The 14,746-nt window shown below is 74.6% G+C and carries 14 protein-coding genes; 10 read left to right on the forward strand and 4 right to left on the reverse strand.

From position 1 onward, the window contains the following. Window positions 1-58: 58 nt before the first annotated feature. Window positions 59-511 carry a PIN domain-containing protein gene (locus tag OO48_RS13025; protein ID WP_033215590.1) on the reverse strand — a complete coding sequence of 151 codons (453 nt, stop codon included), beginning with the start codon at window positions 509-511 and terminating at the stop codon, window positions 59-61. 195 nt (window positions 512-706) lie between these two features. Here OO48_RS13025 and OO48_RS13030 point away from each other — a divergent pair, with 195 nt between their 5' ends. Continuing rightward, window positions 707-1,078, forward strand: a complete 372-nt coding sequence (locus tag OO48_RS13030; RefSeq protein WP_280842401.1) for an MHYT domain-containing protein — start codon at window positions 707-709, stop codon at window positions 1,076-1,078. Between the two features lie 149 nt (window positions 1,079-1,227). Here the strand turns inward: OO48_RS13030 and OO48_RS13035 are convergent, their stop codons facing one another. Then, a complete protein-coding gene (locus tag OO48_RS13035) occupies window positions 1,228-2,172 on the reverse strand; it encodes a helix-turn-helix transcriptional regulator (protein WP_033215462.1) in 945 nt (314 codons plus the stop codon). Between the two features lie 163 nt (window positions 2,173-2,335). On the opposite strand from OO48_RS13035, the gene OO48_RS13040 reads away from it, so the two are divergent. The 3 genes from OO48_RS13040 to OO48_RS13050 all read left to right on the forward strand — a co-directional run bounded on the left by OO48_RS13040 (window position 2,336) and on the right by OO48_RS13050 (window position 5,110). Then, window positions 2,336-3,187: an NAD(P)H-binding protein gene (locus tag OO48_RS13040; protein ID WP_033215466.1), complete on the forward strand. Its 852-nt coding sequence runs from the start codon at window positions 2,336-2,338 to the stop codon at window positions 3,185-3,187. A 206-nt stretch (window positions 3,188-3,393) separates the two neighbouring features. After that, window positions 3,394-4,389, forward strand: coding sequence for a GlxA family transcriptional regulator (locus tag OO48_RS13045; protein WP_033215467.1), 996 nt, complete (start codon window positions 3,394-3,396; stop codon window positions 4,387-4,389). 100 nt (window positions 4,390-4,489) lie between these two features. Further along, on the forward strand, window positions 4,490-5,110 hold the full coding sequence (locus tag OO48_RS13050) for an isochorismatase family protein (RefSeq protein ID WP_033215471.1): 621 nt from the start codon (window positions 4,490-4,492) through the stop codon (window positions 5,108-5,110). On the opposite strand, the gene OO48_RS13055 is transcribed toward OO48_RS13050, so the two are convergent. Continuing rightward, the gene (locus OO48_RS13055) at window positions 5,100-6,452 is read right to left on the reverse strand and encodes an MFS transporter (RefSeq protein ID WP_425338536.1); all 1,353 of its coding nucleotides are present in this window, start codon (window positions 6,450-6,452) and stop codon (window positions 5,100-5,102) included. The genes OO48_RS13050 and OO48_RS13055 overlap by 11 nt on opposite strands. A gap of 20 nt (window positions 6,453-6,472) precedes the next feature. Between OO48_RS13055 and OO48_RS13060 the strand changes: the two genes are divergently transcribed. Next, window positions 6,473-7,141 (forward strand): hypothetical protein, encoded by a 669-nt coding sequence (locus tag OO48_RS13060; protein ID WP_051732074.1) that lies wholly within the window; start codon window positions 6,473-6,475, stop codon window positions 7,139-7,141. Between the two features lie 92 nt (window positions 7,142-7,233). Here the strand turns inward: OO48_RS13060 and OO48_RS13065 are convergent, their stop codons facing one another. Continuing rightward, the gene (locus tag OO48_RS13065; RefSeq protein WP_033215473.1) at window positions 7,234-8,082 is read right to left on the reverse strand and encodes a GntR family transcriptional regulator; all 849 of its coding nucleotides are present in this window, start codon (window positions 8,080-8,082) and stop codon (window positions 7,234-7,236) included. A gap of 272 nt (window positions 8,083-8,354) precedes the next feature. On the opposite strand from OO48_RS13065, the gene OO48_RS13070 reads away from it, so the two are divergent. The 5 genes from OO48_RS13070 to OO48_RS13090 all read left to right on the forward strand — a co-directional run bounded on the left by OO48_RS13070 (window position 8,355) and on the right by OO48_RS13090 (window position 14,673). Continuing rightward, window positions 8,355-9,629, forward strand: coding sequence for an extracellular solute-binding protein (locus OO48_RS13070; protein WP_033215474.1), 1,275 nt, complete (start codon window positions 8,355-8,357; stop codon window positions 9,627-9,629). A 77-nt stretch (window positions 9,630-9,706) separates the two neighbouring features. After that, complete coding sequence (locus OO48_RS13075) at window positions 9,707-10,621, forward strand: carbohydrate ABC transporter permease (RefSeq protein ID WP_209439467.1); 915 nt, start codon at window positions 9,707-9,709, stop codon at window positions 10,619-10,621. A gap of 107 nt (window positions 10,622-10,728) precedes the next feature. Then, window positions 10,729-11,478, forward strand: coding sequence for a carbohydrate ABC transporter permease (locus tag OO48_RS13080; RefSeq protein ID WP_245194632.1), 750 nt, complete (start codon window positions 10,729-10,731; stop codon window positions 11,476-11,478). Between the two features lie 52 nt (window positions 11,479-11,530). Then, a complete protein-coding gene (locus tag OO48_RS13085) occupies window positions 11,531-13,063 on the forward strand; it encodes a beta-N-acetylhexosaminidase (RefSeq protein ID WP_033215476.1) in 1,533 nt (510 codons plus the stop codon). A gap of 140 nt (window positions 13,064-13,203) precedes the next feature. Next, window positions 13,204-14,673 (forward strand): cellulose binding domain-containing protein, encoded by a 1,470-nt coding sequence (locus OO48_RS13090; protein WP_033215478.1) that lies wholly within the window; start codon window positions 13,204-13,206, stop codon window positions 14,671-14,673. The last annotated feature ends 73 nt before the right edge of the window (window positions 14,674-14,746 follow it).

Below are 14,746 nucleotides of genomic sequence, written 5' to 3' on the forward strand. Positions count from 1 at the left end.
GCGGCGTCAGCCGGACGGGCGGTCGAGGGGGGCGGATCGGCGCGGTCGGTCCGGCCGGTCAGTGCGGTCGGTCAGTGCGGTCGGTCCGGCCGGGGGAGCGGCGCACCGCACGTGGGCCGAGCAGTTCCGCCCCCAGGGCGGCGACCCGTTCGCGCAGTTCGCGGTCGGCCGTCACCACCAGCAGCCGGCGGCCCGCAGCGGACACGGGCACGGACGCGGATGTGGGGCCGGATGCGGGCCCGGACACCGAAGCCGACTCCGCGGCGACCAGCTCCACGATCCGGTCGTCGCCGCTGCCCGGCGCCGACACCACCCGCACCCCCGGGACCTCCGCGACGCCGCGCGCCGCGCCCTCCACCACCAGCACCACCGTCAACGGCCCCGGCAGTCCGGGCAGTCCGTCCGCCGCCACGTCCACCAGCGCGTCGCGCAGCCGCTCGGCCGCGCCCCGGCGGTCCCGCCACCACCCGTCCGGGACGGAGCCGACGACGTTGGCGCCGTCCACCACCAGGAGCGGAGGCCGCCCGGCGGGTGGTCCGGCGGGGAGGCCGGAGTCGGAGTCGGAGTCGGAGTCGGAGTCGGCGGGAGTCTCGGCGGGTCGTTCCACGGTCGCCAAGCCTGCCACGGGAGACCGGCCCGCGCTCCGGTGGGAACCCGAAACGGACGCGGAAAGCCGTGAAGGAGGGAAAGGCGGGGTAAAGGCCGAATCACGACATACGACACCCCGCTGGTCGTCGCCTCCGTCGCGATCGCCATCGCCGCCGCCACCACCGCGCTGTGGATGACGCTCAACGTCAAGGGCCTGCCCTCCGCGCTCGGCTCCGCGCTGGTCGCCGGCGTCGCGGTGGTCGCCATGCACTACACCGCGATGGCCGCCGTCACCGTCACGCTCGACGGCCGCCCCCTCGGCGGCGGCACGCCCGCCTCGCAGTTCGTCCTGCCGCTCGCCATCGGCATCATGGTCGTGCTGGCCGTCGCGGGCATCGCCGTCGCCCTCTCCCCGCAGGGCCCGGAGTCCGGCGAGGGCTCCGCGGTCGAGCCGATCCGGGTCGACCTCTTCGGCCAGGAACGCTACTGACCTCGCGCGCCGTACCGCCGCGTATCTGCATCGCCGCGTACCCGCACCGCCGCGTACCCGTGTCCGGTCGCGCCCTGTCCGGCCGGACCGCACCACGTCGGGCGATGCCCTACCGGACCGCACCACGCCGGGCGGCGGGTGAGCGCGGGTCAGGTCTCGTGCAGCTCGCGCCAGGCGGACGGGGTGAGGCCGCGGGTGCGCTTGAAGGCCGTGCTGAAGGCGAACGCGTCCCGGTAGCCGACCCGGTGGGCGACGGCGGCGACGGTCGCGTCGGTGTCCCGGAGCAGGTCCGCGGCCAGCACCATGCGCCAGGCGGTGAGGTGGGCGAGCGGGGGCTCGCCGACCGCGCGGGTGAACTGGGCGGCGAAGGCCGTGCGGGAGCGGCCCACCCGGGCGGCGAGTTCGGCGACCGTCCAGTGGCGGGCCGGGTCGGCGTGCAGCAGCCGGATCGCCTCGCCCACCGCCGGGACACTCAACGCGGCCGGCCAGGAAGGCAGTTCGGCGTCCGGCCGACCGCACCAGGCGCGCAGGGCGAGCGCCAGGACCAGGTCGAGCAGCCGGTCCAGGACGGCCTCCTGCCCCGGATCCTGCCGGACCGTCTCGGCGGCGAGCAGCCGCAGGGCCGTCCCCGTCCCCTCCCCGGCGGGCACCGCGGCCAGCGGCGGGAGCAGCTCCAGCAGGTGCGCGCCCGCCGCGCCCCGGAAACCGTAGGCGCCGTGCAGCAGCGTCGTCGCGCCGGGCAGGCCGTCCCCGTACGTGCGCGGCGCGAGGACGCGGTCGGAGACCGCGGCGGCATCGACGACCTGCTTGGTCCCGGCGCGGATCAGCACCTGCGGCGCCGTGTCGGGCCGGTCCGCCAGGACGTAGGGCCCGGCGCTGCCGCCGATCAGGGCGAGGTCCCCGGGCGCGAGCAGCACGGGGGCGTCGGACGGGCGCTCCGTGAGGCGGACGGAGGCGGGGCCGTCCAGCGCGGCGACCACGGTCAGCGCGGGCGGATCCGCGAAGGCCACCGACCACGGGGGCCGCTGGACGAGCTGGTGGATCCGGGTGTGCTGGGCACGGGCCCGGTGCAGCAGATCGCTCAGGACGTCCATGACCGGCCAGGCTAGCCGCCCGGTGACGACGCGTCACGGGAGGGGGCGGGGCCGCCGACGGGGACACCCGCCGGAGGGGAGCGGGCCCGAGCCGGGACGATCGCGAAGGGATCCGGGACGCGGACCCATGGGGCGTCCGCGCCCGGCAGGGTTGGCTGGAGGCATGAACGAGATCCTCGTACTCGGCGGCACCGGCACCACCGGCCGCCGCGTCGCCCGCCGCCTCACCGCGCAGGGCCACCGCGTCCGCACCGCCGCCCGCACCGGCGGCGACCACCGCCTCGACCTGGACGACCCCGCGGGCTGGGCGCCCGCGCTCGACGGCGTGACCGCGCTCTACCTGGTCGAACCCGAACTGCGCCCCGGCACCGACCGGCGCGAGCGCCTCCCGCTGCTGGTGGACCGCGCCGTCGCGGCGGGCGTCCGCCGACTGGTGCTGCTCTCCGCGCACGGCGTCGGCGAGGCCGACGACAGCCACCCGCTGAAAGCGGCCGAACGGGCCGTGCAGGACAGCGGCGCCGACTGGACGATCCTGCGGCCCGGCTGGTTCGCCCAGAACTTCAGCGAGACCTTCTGGCGCCCGGCCGTCCTGTCCGGCGTCCTCGCGCTGCCCACCGGGGACGGGCGCACCGCGTTCGTCGACGCCGAGGACATCGCCGAGGTCGCCGCCGCGGCCCTCGCCGAGGACGGCGACCGGCACGCCGGCCGCGCCTACGCGCTGACCGGCCCGCGGGCGATCGACTTCGGCGAGGCGGCCGAGCTGATCTCCGCCGCCACCGGCCGTCCCGTCCGCCACCAGGACGTCACCGCCGAGGAGTTCGTCGCCACCGCGACCGCGCACGGCGCGCCCGCCGAGGCCGCGCGGCGGCTGGCCGGACTGCTGACCGACGTCCGCGAGGGCCGCGGGGCGGTGGTGTCCGACGGCGTCGAACGGGCGCTCGGCCGGCCGGCCCGCTCCTTCGAGGAGCACGTGGCCCGGGCCGCCGAGGCCGGCTGCTGGACGCCCGCGGACTGAACGGGGCGGCAACTGGACGGCGGCCGGGGCAGCAGCCGGGTCGGTCATCGGGGCGGCAACCAGGGTGGTAACCGAGGCGGCAGCCAGGTCGGTGACCGGGGCGGCAGCCAGGTCGGTCATCGGGGCGGACCGGACAGGGGGTGACGGCCGGATTCGCCAGAACGGTGTCATTGCGGACGCCGGGCGGGGAAGCCGAGGATGGGGGCATGTCCTCCAACCGCCGCGTGGTGATCGCGGTCTTCCCCGACGTCGACCTGCTCGACGTCACCGGCCCGGCCGAGGTGTTCGCCCTGGCCGGGCGGGAGAGCGGCGGCCGGGCCGGCTACCGGGTGGAACTGGCCGGACCGGCGGAGGGCCTGGTGCGCACCTCCGCCGGCGTCCGGCTGGCCGTCGACCTGACGTTCGACCAGGTCACCGGCCCCGTCGACACCCTGCTGGTGCCGGGCGCGGTCGAACCCGGGTCGGACGGGGAAGGGCCCCGGCCGCGGATCGACCGCGAGGTGGTGGCCTGGCTGGAACGGCTCGCCCCCTCCGCCCGGCGGGTCGCCTCGGTCTGCGTCGGCGCCCACCTGCTGGCCGCCGCCGGCCTGCTCGACGGCCGGCGCGCCACCACCCACTGGTCGACGGCGGCCCGGCTCGCCGCCGACCACCCGGAGGTGACGGTCGACCCCGATCCGATCTTCGTCCGGTCCGGGAGGATCTGGACCGGCGCCGGGATCAGCGCCTGCATGGACCTCGCCCTCGCCCTGGTCGCCGAGGACCACGGCGAGGAACTGGCGATGGCCGTCGCCCGGCAACTGGTCATGTACCTCAAGCGGCAGGGCGGCCAGAGCCAGTTCTCCGTCCCGCTCAGCGCCCCGCCCACCTCCCGCCGGGACATCGACGACCTGCGCCTGCACATCGCCGAGCACCCCGCCGACGACCTCTCCGCGAGCGCGCTGGCCGCCCGGATGTGCCTGAGCGAGCGCCACTTCGCGCGGGTGTTCCGGCAGGAGACGGGGACGACCCCGGCGGCGTACGTCGAAGCCGCGAGGCTGGAGGCCGCCCGGCGCCTGCTGGAGGGCACCGACCGGCCGCTCGAACACGTCGCCGCCGCGAGCGGCCTCGGCTCGGTCGAGACGCTCCACCGCACGATGCGCCGCCGCCTGGGCACGACACCGGCCGCGTACCGCAGGCGCTTCCGGGTGACGACCGGCCCCTGAACGGGCGCCTCCCGAGCCCTTGACCACCACCTGACCACTCCATGACCACCCCCTGACCACTTCCTGCCCGACCCCTGAGAAACACGAGGAGATTACTGTCATGAGCATGCAAGAAACGTCCGCGACGCTGCGCACCGTGATCGGCCTGGACGGCACCCCGCCGCGCCTCGCCGAGGCGACGGTGGTGCTGATCGACTACCAGAACACTTACCTGGAAGGCGTGATGGCGCTGGAGGGCGCCGAGGAGGCGCTCGCGGCCGGGGCGCGGCTGCTGGCGGCGGCCCGGGCGGCCGGCGCGCCGGTGGTGCACGTGGTCAACGACGGCGGGCCGGGGACGCCGTACGACGTCCGGGCCGAGATCGGGGCGATCAGCGCGCCGGTCGCGCCGGCTCCGGGGGAGCGGGTGGTGGTGAAGACCTTCCCCGACGCCTTCCACGGGACCGAACTGGCGAAGGTGCTGGAGGAGGCGGACGGGGACGGGCCGCGCCGCGACCTGGTGCTGGCCGGCTTCATGACGCACATGTGCGTGGCGTTCACCGCGCAGGGGGCGTTCCGCGAGGGGTGGCGGCCGACGGTGGTCGCCGAGGCGTGCGCGACCCGGACGCTGCCGGGGCCGGACGGCCGCGCCGTGCCGGCGGCGCAGCTGCACGCCGCGGCGCTGGCGACCGTCGGAGACCTGTACGGGACGGTGGTGGCGCGGGTCGCCGACCTCACCGGGTGAGGGCCAGCCGGTCGGCGCCGTAGTGGCGCTGGGCGTAGGCGGCCGCGGTGGTGGCCGCGCCGAGGGCGAGCCAGCCGAGCGGGCCGGTGGCCAGGACGGCGCCGGTGAGCAGGAGCGGGCCCGCGGCCTTCTCGGTGGAGTGGGCCATGCCCGCCACCCCGAGGTACTCGGGCCGGGCCCGCTCCGGGGCGAGCGCCACCGACAGCTCCCAGGAGACCACCGAGCGGACCAGCTCGGCCAGCGTCACCAGCACCGCCGCGAGCAGCAGCAGCGCGGAGGCGGCCGGCGTGCCCGCGCGGTGGGCCAGGGCCGCCGCCGCGCAGCAGCCGAGGATCGCGAACCCGTACAGCGGGACCACCCGCACCGCCTGCCGGGCGCTGTGCACCAGGGCGGAGACCCGGAGCTGGGCGAAGACCACGACCAGGGTGTTGATCGCCAGGAAGGCGGGGATCAGCGCGTGCGGGGCGCTGGTGGAGTGGATCAGCCACAGCGGCAGGCCGACGTTGAGGATCGCGTCGTCGATGGTGAGCACCGCGTCCAGGGCGACGAAGCGCAGGTAACCGGCGTCCCGCCAGGGGTTGGGGCGGGGCCCGGCGTCCGGGGCGGCGAGGCGGCCGTCGGCGGCCCCGGCCCGGTGCCGGTCGCGGAGGGAGGCCACCAGGGCGGCCGAGAGCAGGAAGGAGGCCGCGTCGGCGACCACCAGCGTCCGGTACGCGGTGGCCGTGCCCACCGCCAGGCCGATCGCGGCCAGGCCGGCGCCCGCCGCGTACCCGGCGTTCATCGCGGTGCGCGACAGCGCCCGGTAGGCCGAGTGCTGCCCCTCCGAGACCTCGGTGGCGTACAGGATCTCCATCGAGCGGGCTGCTCGGTCACCCAGCGTGGCCAGCGCCACCACCAGCAGCAGCGCCGTGAACGAGGAGCAGAACAGCACCGCCGTCAGCGCCGCCACCCGCAGCAGGTGGCACCCGATCAGCACCCGCCGCCCCCCGTACGAGGCGGCCAGCCGGCCCGCGACCGGGGTGCCCGCGATGCCCGCCACCGAGGAGGCGCCCAGCAGCAGCCCGACCTCGGCGGCCGTCAGCCGGCTCAGCTCGGTGAAGTACAGCACGCAGACCGCCGACCAGACGCCGGTGCCGGTGCGGTCGACGAACAGCGTCAACAGCATGGTCCGGCCGTCCCGCCCGCCCGGCGGGCGGAGCAGTTGGGCCGTCAGGCCGACGGTCTTGGTGCGTTCGCGCATGGTTCCCCCGTTCTCCGAGGCCGGTTCCTTCGTGCCGGGAGCACTCTGCCCGAGAAATGTCTCGATATCAAGATGCTTGATGTCGAGATGCCCTGTCGGGATCCGGTGGGTACGCTCGGCGCATGGTTGATCACGAGCGGGTGGAACACCCCGGCGCCGTCGGCCCGGTGACGGCGGACGACCTCGCCGAGGGCGTGCGGCTGGTCGTCGCCCTGCTGAGCGGGCCGGACGCGGCGGCCGCCGACTGGGACCGGCCCGCCGGAACGCTGGAGTGGAGCTGCTGGGAGACCGCGGAGCACTTGGCGGACGACCTGTTCTCCTACGCGGCCCAGCTGGGGCCGCAGTCGCCCCCCGCCGAGGGCTTCGTGCCGTTCGTCTACCAGCGGGAGGCGCCGGGCAAGCCCGCCAACGTCGTCTTCGCCGAGCGGGAGGCCGGACCGCGCGGCCTGGTCCGGGTCCTGGAGGCCTGCGGAGCGCTGCTGGTGGCGATGGTCCGCACGGCGCGCCCGCAGGACCGCGCCTTCCACGGCTTCGGGACGGCGGACGCCGAGGGCAGCGCCGCCATGGGGCTGGTCGAACTCTTCGCCCACGCCCGGGACCTGGCGCTCGGCCTGGGCCTGGAGTGGACGGCGCCCGCCGGGATCACCACCCGGGTGCTGGCCCGGCTCTTCCCCGACGCGCCGGCCGGTACCGACCCCTGGCCCACCCTGCTGTGGGCCACCGGCCGGGGCGACCTGCCCGGCCGCGACCGGCCCGCCGAGTGGCGCTGGTACAGCGCCCCGCGCGACTGAGCACCGGCCCGCGCGACTGAGCACCGGCCCGCACGGCTGAGCACCGCTCCGTGCCGGGCCGTGCCCCCGGCCGGCCCCGCCCCTCGCGCGGGTCACAGCAGGGGCTGGATGTCCCCCGTGGTGACGGTGGGGCCGGTGCCGCGGGTGGTCAGGTCGCCCGGGGGGATGCCCGGGTGGTGGCGGGAGTCGCCGGGGGCGGCGGGGGACGGGCCGGCGAGGGAGATTCGGGAGACGATGCGGTAGCGGTCGCCCCGGTAGAGCGAGTGGACGTACTCGACGGGGCCGCCGGAGGCGTCGGTGGTCAGCCGCTCGAAGCGCAGCGCGGGGGAGAGGGCGGGGACGGTCAGCAGCCGGGCCTCGCGGTCGCTGACCACGGTGGGCTCGATGGCCTGGACGGCCTGGTGGACGTGCACGCCGCGGGCGGCCATCAACTGGTAGAGGTCGCCGCGCTCCAGGTCGGCGGGGGCCAGGCCGGGCAGCAGGGCGGCCGGGATGTGCAGGTGCTCGATCGCCATCGGCTCGCCGTCGACCAGCCGCAGCAGGACGATGTGCAGGATCGGCGTCGGCGGTGAGAGCGACAGCTTGCGGCCGATCGCCGCGCCGGCCGGCATCGAGCCGAACTCCAGCACCCGGCTGGTCCAACTCCCGGACGCCCGGGGCACGCTGAAGGCCGGCTCGCCGCCGCCGGACGGGGTCAGCTCCTGGACGATCTTGGCGGGGGCGACGAACATGCCGCGCCCGTGCTCGCGCACCAGCAGCCCCGCGGCCACCAGTTCGTCCACCCCGGCGCGCAGCGTCGGGCGCGAGACGCCGAGCTGGGCGCAGAGCGTCCGCTCGGAGGGGACCGGGTCGCCGGGGGTCAGCGACTCGACCAGTTCGCGCAGGTACTCCCTGACCTGATCGCGCTTCAATCCCGCCCCGCCGGACGAATCCGTCGCCATCGTTCCATCCCCTTCACTTCGAACTGGTCAGACCATACCAGACCAGTTCGCGGACCTTACCAGTGGCCGACCGGACGCCGGAAGGCCCGCACTCGATGTCTTCCTCGCAGGTAGATGGCCAAGTTACCTGGGCGCACGGGGCCTTGACGGGGTGTGGCGGCTGTGCCACCTTCTCTTACCACTGACCGGACCAGTTCACTCTACTGGTAAAGAGCCGGTCTCCTTCGAACACCCCCACCGGCATCCCCTGCACCCCCGAGGCGGCACCCACCGTGAGATCCACCGCACTTCCGGCCACCCTGCGCTCCGCGATCGCCCTGCTGCTCGGCGCGGCCACCCTGACCGCCTGCTCCTCCGGCTCCGGCTCCCAGGAAGCGTCCGGACCGGCCGAACTGACGGTCTGGATCATGAAGGACAGCGTCACCGATGCCTTCCTGAAGGACTTCCAGGCCGACTTCGAGGCCGGCCACCCCGGCACCACCCTGAAGGTGCAGATCCAGGAGTGGGACGGCATCGGCCAGAAGGTCACCAGTGCGCTGGCCAGCAAGGACGCCCCCGACGTGATCGAGGTCGGCAACACCCAGGTCGCCCAGTACGCGGCCAGCGGCGGCGTGCACGACCTCAGCGACAAGGCCGCCGAACTCGACGGCGGGCACTGGATCCCCGGCCTCGCCGAGCCGGGCAAGATCGGCGGTCGGCAGTTCGGCATCCCCTGGTACGCCGCCAACCGCGTGGTCATCTACCGCAAGGACCTGTTCCAGCAGGCCGGCATCACCACCCCGCCCAGGACCCGCGAGGAGTGGATCGCCGACACCCGGAAGCTCGACACCGGCGGCAACGAGGGCATCTACCTCACCGGCCAGACCTGGTACGTGCTGGCCGGCTTCCTCTGGGACGAGGGCGGCGACCTCGCCGCCAAGGGCTCCGACGGCAAGTGGGCCGGCACCCTGGACACCCCGCAGGCCAAGGCCGCGATCGGCTTCTACCAGCAGCTCCAGTCCCTCGGCAAGGGACCCAAGGACGCCGACGAGGCCAAGCCGCCGCAGGCCGAGGTGTTCGCCCAGGGCCACACCGCGCAGGTGATCTCCACCCCCGGCGGCGCCGCCGCCATCCTCAAGGCCAACCCGGAGCTCAAGGACCGGCTCGGCTTCTTCCCGATCCCCGGCAAGAGCGCCGACAAGCCCGGCGCGGTCTTCACCGGCGGCTCCGACCTGATCGTCCCCGAGTCCTCCCGCCACCAGCAGGCCGCCTACGAAGTGGTCAAGGCGCTGGCCGGGGACAAGTGGCAGACCGAGATCGCCAAGCGGATGAGCTACGTCCCCAACCGGACCACCCTGGCCTCCGTGCTCAGCGCCGACGAGGGCGCCGCCGCGATGGCCGCCGGCGCGGTCAACGGCCACGCCACCCCCAACTCGCCCGACTGGGCCGCCGTCGAGGCCGACAACCCGATCAAGCAGTACATGACCCAGGTCCTCACCGGCGCCGACCCGGCCGCCGCGGGCAGGACCGCCAGCGAGGCCATCACCAAGGCGCTCAGCGGCAACTGACCCCGGCCGGGCCCCGCGCCGCGCCCGGCCGCGTCCCGCCGACCCGCCCCGCACGCCCGACAGGAGTACACCCCGCCGTGCCCACCGACGCGCCACCGCCGCTCCGCACCCGGATCCGGCCCTACCTGCTCATCGCCCCGACCCTGGTGGGCGCGGCGTACCTGCTGCTCTACCCCGTCGCCCGCAACCTGGTGATCTCCTTCCAGCACTTCCGGCTGGCCGAACTGATCCGCGGCGGCGCCCCCTTCGTCGGGTTCGACAACTACACCGCGCTGCTCTCCGACCCCAAGTTCTGGACCGTCACCGTCCGCACCCTCGGCTGGACCGCCCTCAACACCGCGCTGATCACCGGCCTCGGCACGCTCGTCGCGCTGATGCTGGTCCGGCTCGGCCGGCGGATGCGGCTGGCCGTGATGAGCGCCCTGGTCCTGGTCTGGGCGACCCCCGTGATCGCCGCCACCACCGTCTTCCAGTGGCTGTTCCAGTCCCGCTTCGGAGTGGTCAACTGGGCGCTTGACCAGTTGGGGCTGCACGGCTACCACGACTACGCCTGGTTCGCCCACTCCGGCGCCACCTTCACCGTCCTGGTGCTGCTGGTGGTCTGGCAGTCCGTCCCGTTCGCCGCGCTCACCCTCTACGGCGGGCTCACCACCATCCCGGGCGAGCTCTACGAATCCGCCCGGATCGACGGCGCGGGCGCCTGGCAGACCTTCCACCTGGTCACCGTCCCCGTGCTGCGCCCGCTGTTCGCGCTGGTCACCTCGCTCGAAGTGATCTGGACCTTCAAGTGCTTCGCCCAGATCTGGGTGGTCAGCCAGGGCGGCCCCGACGGCGCCACCACCACCCTGCCCGTCTACGCCTTCCAGATCGCCCAGAACCTGCACAAGTACGACCTCGGCTCCGCGGCCTCCACGCTCACCGTGCTGATCCTGCTCGCCGCGCTCGTCACCACCCTGCGGCGGATGCACCGCCAGGAAGGAGCCGAGGCGTGAACCCCCTCGCCCCCCGCGAGCTCCTCGCCCCCCGCCGGCTGCGCCGGCTGCCGCTCAACCTCGCCGCGCTCGCCGTCCTCGCCACCGCCGCGTTCCCGGTGTACTGGATGGTGGTCACCGCCTTCAAACCCACCGCCGAGATCCAGTCCGCCACCCCCGCCTTCCTGCCCCTGCACCCCACCCTCGACCACTTCTCCACGGCGATCCACGCCCCCGGCTTCGGCGGCTACTGGCGCAACAGCCTGCTGGTCACCCTCGGCGCCGTCCTGCTCTCCCTGGCCGTCGCCCTGCTCGCCGCGTACGCCGTCGGCCGACTGCGCTGGCGCGGCCGACGGGCCTTCCTGCTGCTGGTGTTCACCGCCCAGATGGCGCCCTGGGAGGCGCTGCTGATCCCGATGTACGTGATCGCCCGCGACACCGACATGCTCGACAGCCTCAGCATGCTCACCCTGGTCTACTTCATGACCACCCTCCCCTTCACCATCGTCACGCTGCGCGGCTTCCTCGCCGCCGTCCCCGCCGAGCTGGAGGAGGCCGCCCAGGTCGACGGCTGCACCCGGGCCGCCGCCTTCCGCCGGATCACCCTCCCGCTGCTCGCCCCCGGCCTGCTCGCCACCTCGCTGTTCGGCTTCATCACCGCGTGGAACGAGTTCGCCTTCGCCAACACCCTGATCATCAAGAACCAGGACGCCCGCACCCTCCCGGTCTGGCTCTCCTCCTTCGCCAACGTCTTCGGCACCGACTGGGGCGCCACCATGGCCGCCGCGACGCTCTTCATGCTCCCCGTCCTGCTGGTCTTCCTGTTCCTGCAGAACAAGGTCACCACCGGCATGACCGCCGGCGCCGTCAAGGGCTGAACCCCCGCCCCGGCCACCCCGCCCACCCCTACCCCCGGAAGAAGACCACCCCGTGATCCTGCCGACCCCGGTCGATCTCGTCCCCGCTGCCGGACGGTTCACCCTGACCGAACGGACCACCGTGCGCGCCGAGGGCGGAGCCGCCGCCGTCGCCGACCTGCTGCGCACCCTGCTGCGCCCCGCGACCGGACTGCCGCTGGCCCCCGGGGCGGAGGGCACCGTGGCACTCGTCCTCGACCCCGCCGAGCGGGAGCTGGGGGAGGAGGGGTACCGGCTGACCGCCGACCCGTTCCAGGTGACGCTGCTCGCGGCCCGGCCCGCCGGCCTGCGGCACGCGGTGCAGACGCTGCGCCAACTGCTGCCCCCCGAGGCGCTCTCGGCCACCCCCGTCCACGGCGTCGAGTGGAGCCTGCCCGCCGTGCGGATCACCGACCGGCCCCGGCACCCCTGGCGCGGATTCATGATCGACACCGCCCGGCACTTCCAGCCCCTCGACCGCCTGCTCACCGCCGTCGACCGGATCGCCCTGCACAAGCTGAACGTGCTGCACCTGCACCTGACCGACGACCAGGGCTGGCGGCTGCCGGTCGACGCCTACCCCCGGCTCACCGAGATCGGCGCCCGCCGCGAGCGCAGCATGGCCGGTCACGCCGGCTCCACGACCTACGACGCGCTGCCGCACCAGGGTGCGTACACCAAGGCCGAACTGCGCCGCCTGGTCGCGTACGCCGCCGAACGCGGCGTCACCGTCGTCCCCGAGATCGACATGCCGGGCCACACCCGGGCCGCCCTCGCCGCCTACCCCCACCTGGGCAACCGCCCCGAGCGGCGGCTCGACGTGTGGACCGACTGGGGCGTGTGCGAGACGGTGCTCGGCGTGCACGAGGAGGCGCTGGCGTTCTGCCGCGCCGTGCTGGACGAGACGATGCAGCTGTTCCCCTCCCGCTACGTCCACCTCGGCGGGGACGAGTGCCCCACCACCGAGTGGGAGAACAGCCCCGCCGCCCGCCACCGGGCCGCCCAACTCGGCCTCGCCGCCCCCGCCCACCTGCGCGGCTGGTTCCTCGGCGAGACCGGCCGGCACCTGCTGGACGCCGGCCGCGTCCCGGTCTGCTGGGCCGAGACCGACGGCGCCACCCTCCCCGTCGAGTTCACCGTGATGCCCTGGCGGGACGTCGAGCACGGCCGGGAAGCCGCCCGGCGCGGCCACGACGTGGTGATGGCCCCGCACCGCGCCACCTACCTCGACTACCCGCAGAGCACCCACCCCGACGAGCCGCTCGGCCAGGCCGGGTACGTCGTCGACCTGCCCACCGTCCACGCCCACCGGGCCGCCCCCGCGCACTGGGACGAGAGCGAACGCGCCCGGGTGCTCGGCACCCAGGCCCAGCTGTGGAGCGAGTTCGTCACCACCGCCGAGCACTTCGACTACCTCGCCTACCCCCGGCTGTGCGCCGTCGCCGACCGGGCGTGGAACCCCGACAGCGACTACGTCCGGGACTTCCTGCCCGCCCTCGCCGCGCACCGCCCCCGCCTCGCCGCCCTCGGCGTCCACCACGCCGAACGCGAACCGCTCACCGTCTGAGCACCCCCACAGACCCGGCCGCTCACCCGCGGCCGACCGCAGCACGCGGACCACCTCCGCCGCCGCACCCCGCACGTGCACCGCCGGAACGTCCCGCCGCCCCGCCGCACCGCGGGGCTCCCCCCACGGAAGGAACCACCGTGTCCGCACGCCCCCGCACGACCGGCCGGCGCGCCCGGCTCGCCGCGGCCGCCGCGATCGCCGCGGCCGGCCTGGCCGCCACCGCGCTGACCGTCGCCCCCGCGTCCGCCGCCGACGCGTTCAGCGTCCAGTACCGCACCAGCGCCTCCGGCGCGACCGCCGACCAGACCGAACCCTGGCTGCAGGTCACCAACACCGGCAGCACCACCGTCCCGCTCAGCCGGATCACCCTGCGCTACTACTTCAAGTCCGACGGCCCGCCGGTCAGCTACCGCTTCGCCTGCTCCTGGGCGGTCAAGGGCTGCGCCAACATCACCGGCACCTTCGGCTTCGGCACCCTGGCCAACCCCACCGCCACCGCCGACCGCTACCTGGAGATCGGCTTCACCGCCGGCGCCGGCTCGCTCGCCCCCGGCCAGTCCACCGGCGACATGCAGCTGCGCTTCTACCGCTCCGACTGGCAGACCCTCACCCAGTCCGACGACTACTCCTTCAGCGGCTCCCAGACCGGCTACGCCAACTGGCAGAAGGTCACCCTCCAGGAGGACGGCGCCCTGATCTGGGGCACCGCCCCCACCGGCAACAACCCGTCCCCGTCGCCGAGCTCCCCGCCCTCGCCGTCGCCGTCCGGCTCCACCTCCACCCCGCCGGTCGACCCGAACGCGCCCGTCCTGTTCGACGACTTCTCCTACAACACCAGCGCCGACGCCGCCGTCCAGCAGCACGGCTGGACCGTCAAGTCCGGCCAGGGCGGCCCCGGCGTCGCCGGCGCCACCTGGTCCCCGGCCGACGTCACCTTCCCGACCGTCGGCGGCAGCAAGGTGCTCAACCTGCGCCTGACCACCGACGGCACGGCCTCCGGCACCAAGGAGACCGAGATCCAGACCACCGCGCGCAAGTTCAAGAACGGCACCTACGCGGCCCGGGTCAAGTTCGCCGACGCCCCCAACAGCGGCCCCGACGGCGACCACGTCAACCAGACCTTCTTCGCCTTCACCCCGCTCAACGCCCCGATGGACCCCGACTACAGCGAGCAGGACTTCGAGTACCTGCCCAACGGCGGCTGGGGCGAGCAGAGCGACATCATGTACGAGACCACCTGGGAGACCTACAACCCCGACCCGTGGAACGCCGTCAACACCCACGGCGAACAGCGCCAGTCCTACGACGGCTGGCACCTGCTGCAGTTCACCATCGACAACAGCAGCGTCACCTACTACATCGACGGCCAGGTCGTCGCCGCCCACGGCGAGCCCTACCTGCCCGAGACCCCGCAGTTCATCGACTTCAACCACTGGCTGATCGACCTGGCCGGGCAGTACTCCACGACGCCGCGCTCGTACGACCAGCAGGTCGACTACGTGTACTTCGTCAAGGACCAGGTGCTCAGCCCCGCCCAGGTCGCCTCGAACGTCGCCGCGCTGCGCTCGGCCGGCACCGCCTTCAAGGACACCGTCCCCGGCAGCTGACGCCCCCGCACCAGGTGCCCCGCCCCGCCCGCCGGGCGGGGCGGACCCCCGCCCCGCGCCGGCGAACCCCTTG

It is taken from the genome of Kitasatospora phosalacinea (genome assembly GCF_000716545.1).
Lineage (GTDB): Bacteria > Actinomycetota > Actinomycetes > Streptomycetales > Streptomycetaceae > Kitasatospora > Kitasatospora phosalacinea.

Bases quoted from the DNA above. Each gene is read 5' to 3' on its own strand.
- OO48_RS13035 (WP_033215462.1), bottom strand. From the start codon at position 2,172: ATGGACGTCCTGAGCGATCTGCTGCACCGGGCCCGTGCCCAGCACACC.
- OO48_RS13040 (WP_033215466.1), top strand. From the start codon at position 2,336: ATGAACGAGATCCTCGTACTCGGCGGCACCGGCACCACCGGCCGCCGC.
- OO48_RS13045 (WP_033215467.1), top strand. From the start codon at position 3,394: ATGTCCTCCAACCGCCGCGTGGTGATCGCGGTCTTCCCCGACGTCGAC.
- OO48_RS13050 (WP_033215471.1), top strand. From the start codon at position 4,490: ATGAGCATGCAAGAAACGTCCGCGACGCTGCGCACCGTGATCGGCCTG.
- OO48_RS13060 (WP_051732074.1), top strand. From the start codon at position 6,473: ATGGTTGATCACGAGCGGGTGGAACACCCCGGCGCCGTCGGCCCGGTG.
- OO48_RS13065 (WP_033215473.1), bottom strand. From the start codon at position 8,082: ATGGCGACGGATTCGTCCGGCGGGGCGGGATTGAAGCGCGATCAGGTC.
- OO48_RS13080 (WP_245194632.1), top strand. From the start codon at position 10,729: ATGGTGGTCACCGCCTTCAAACCCACCGCCGAGATCCAGTCCGCCACC.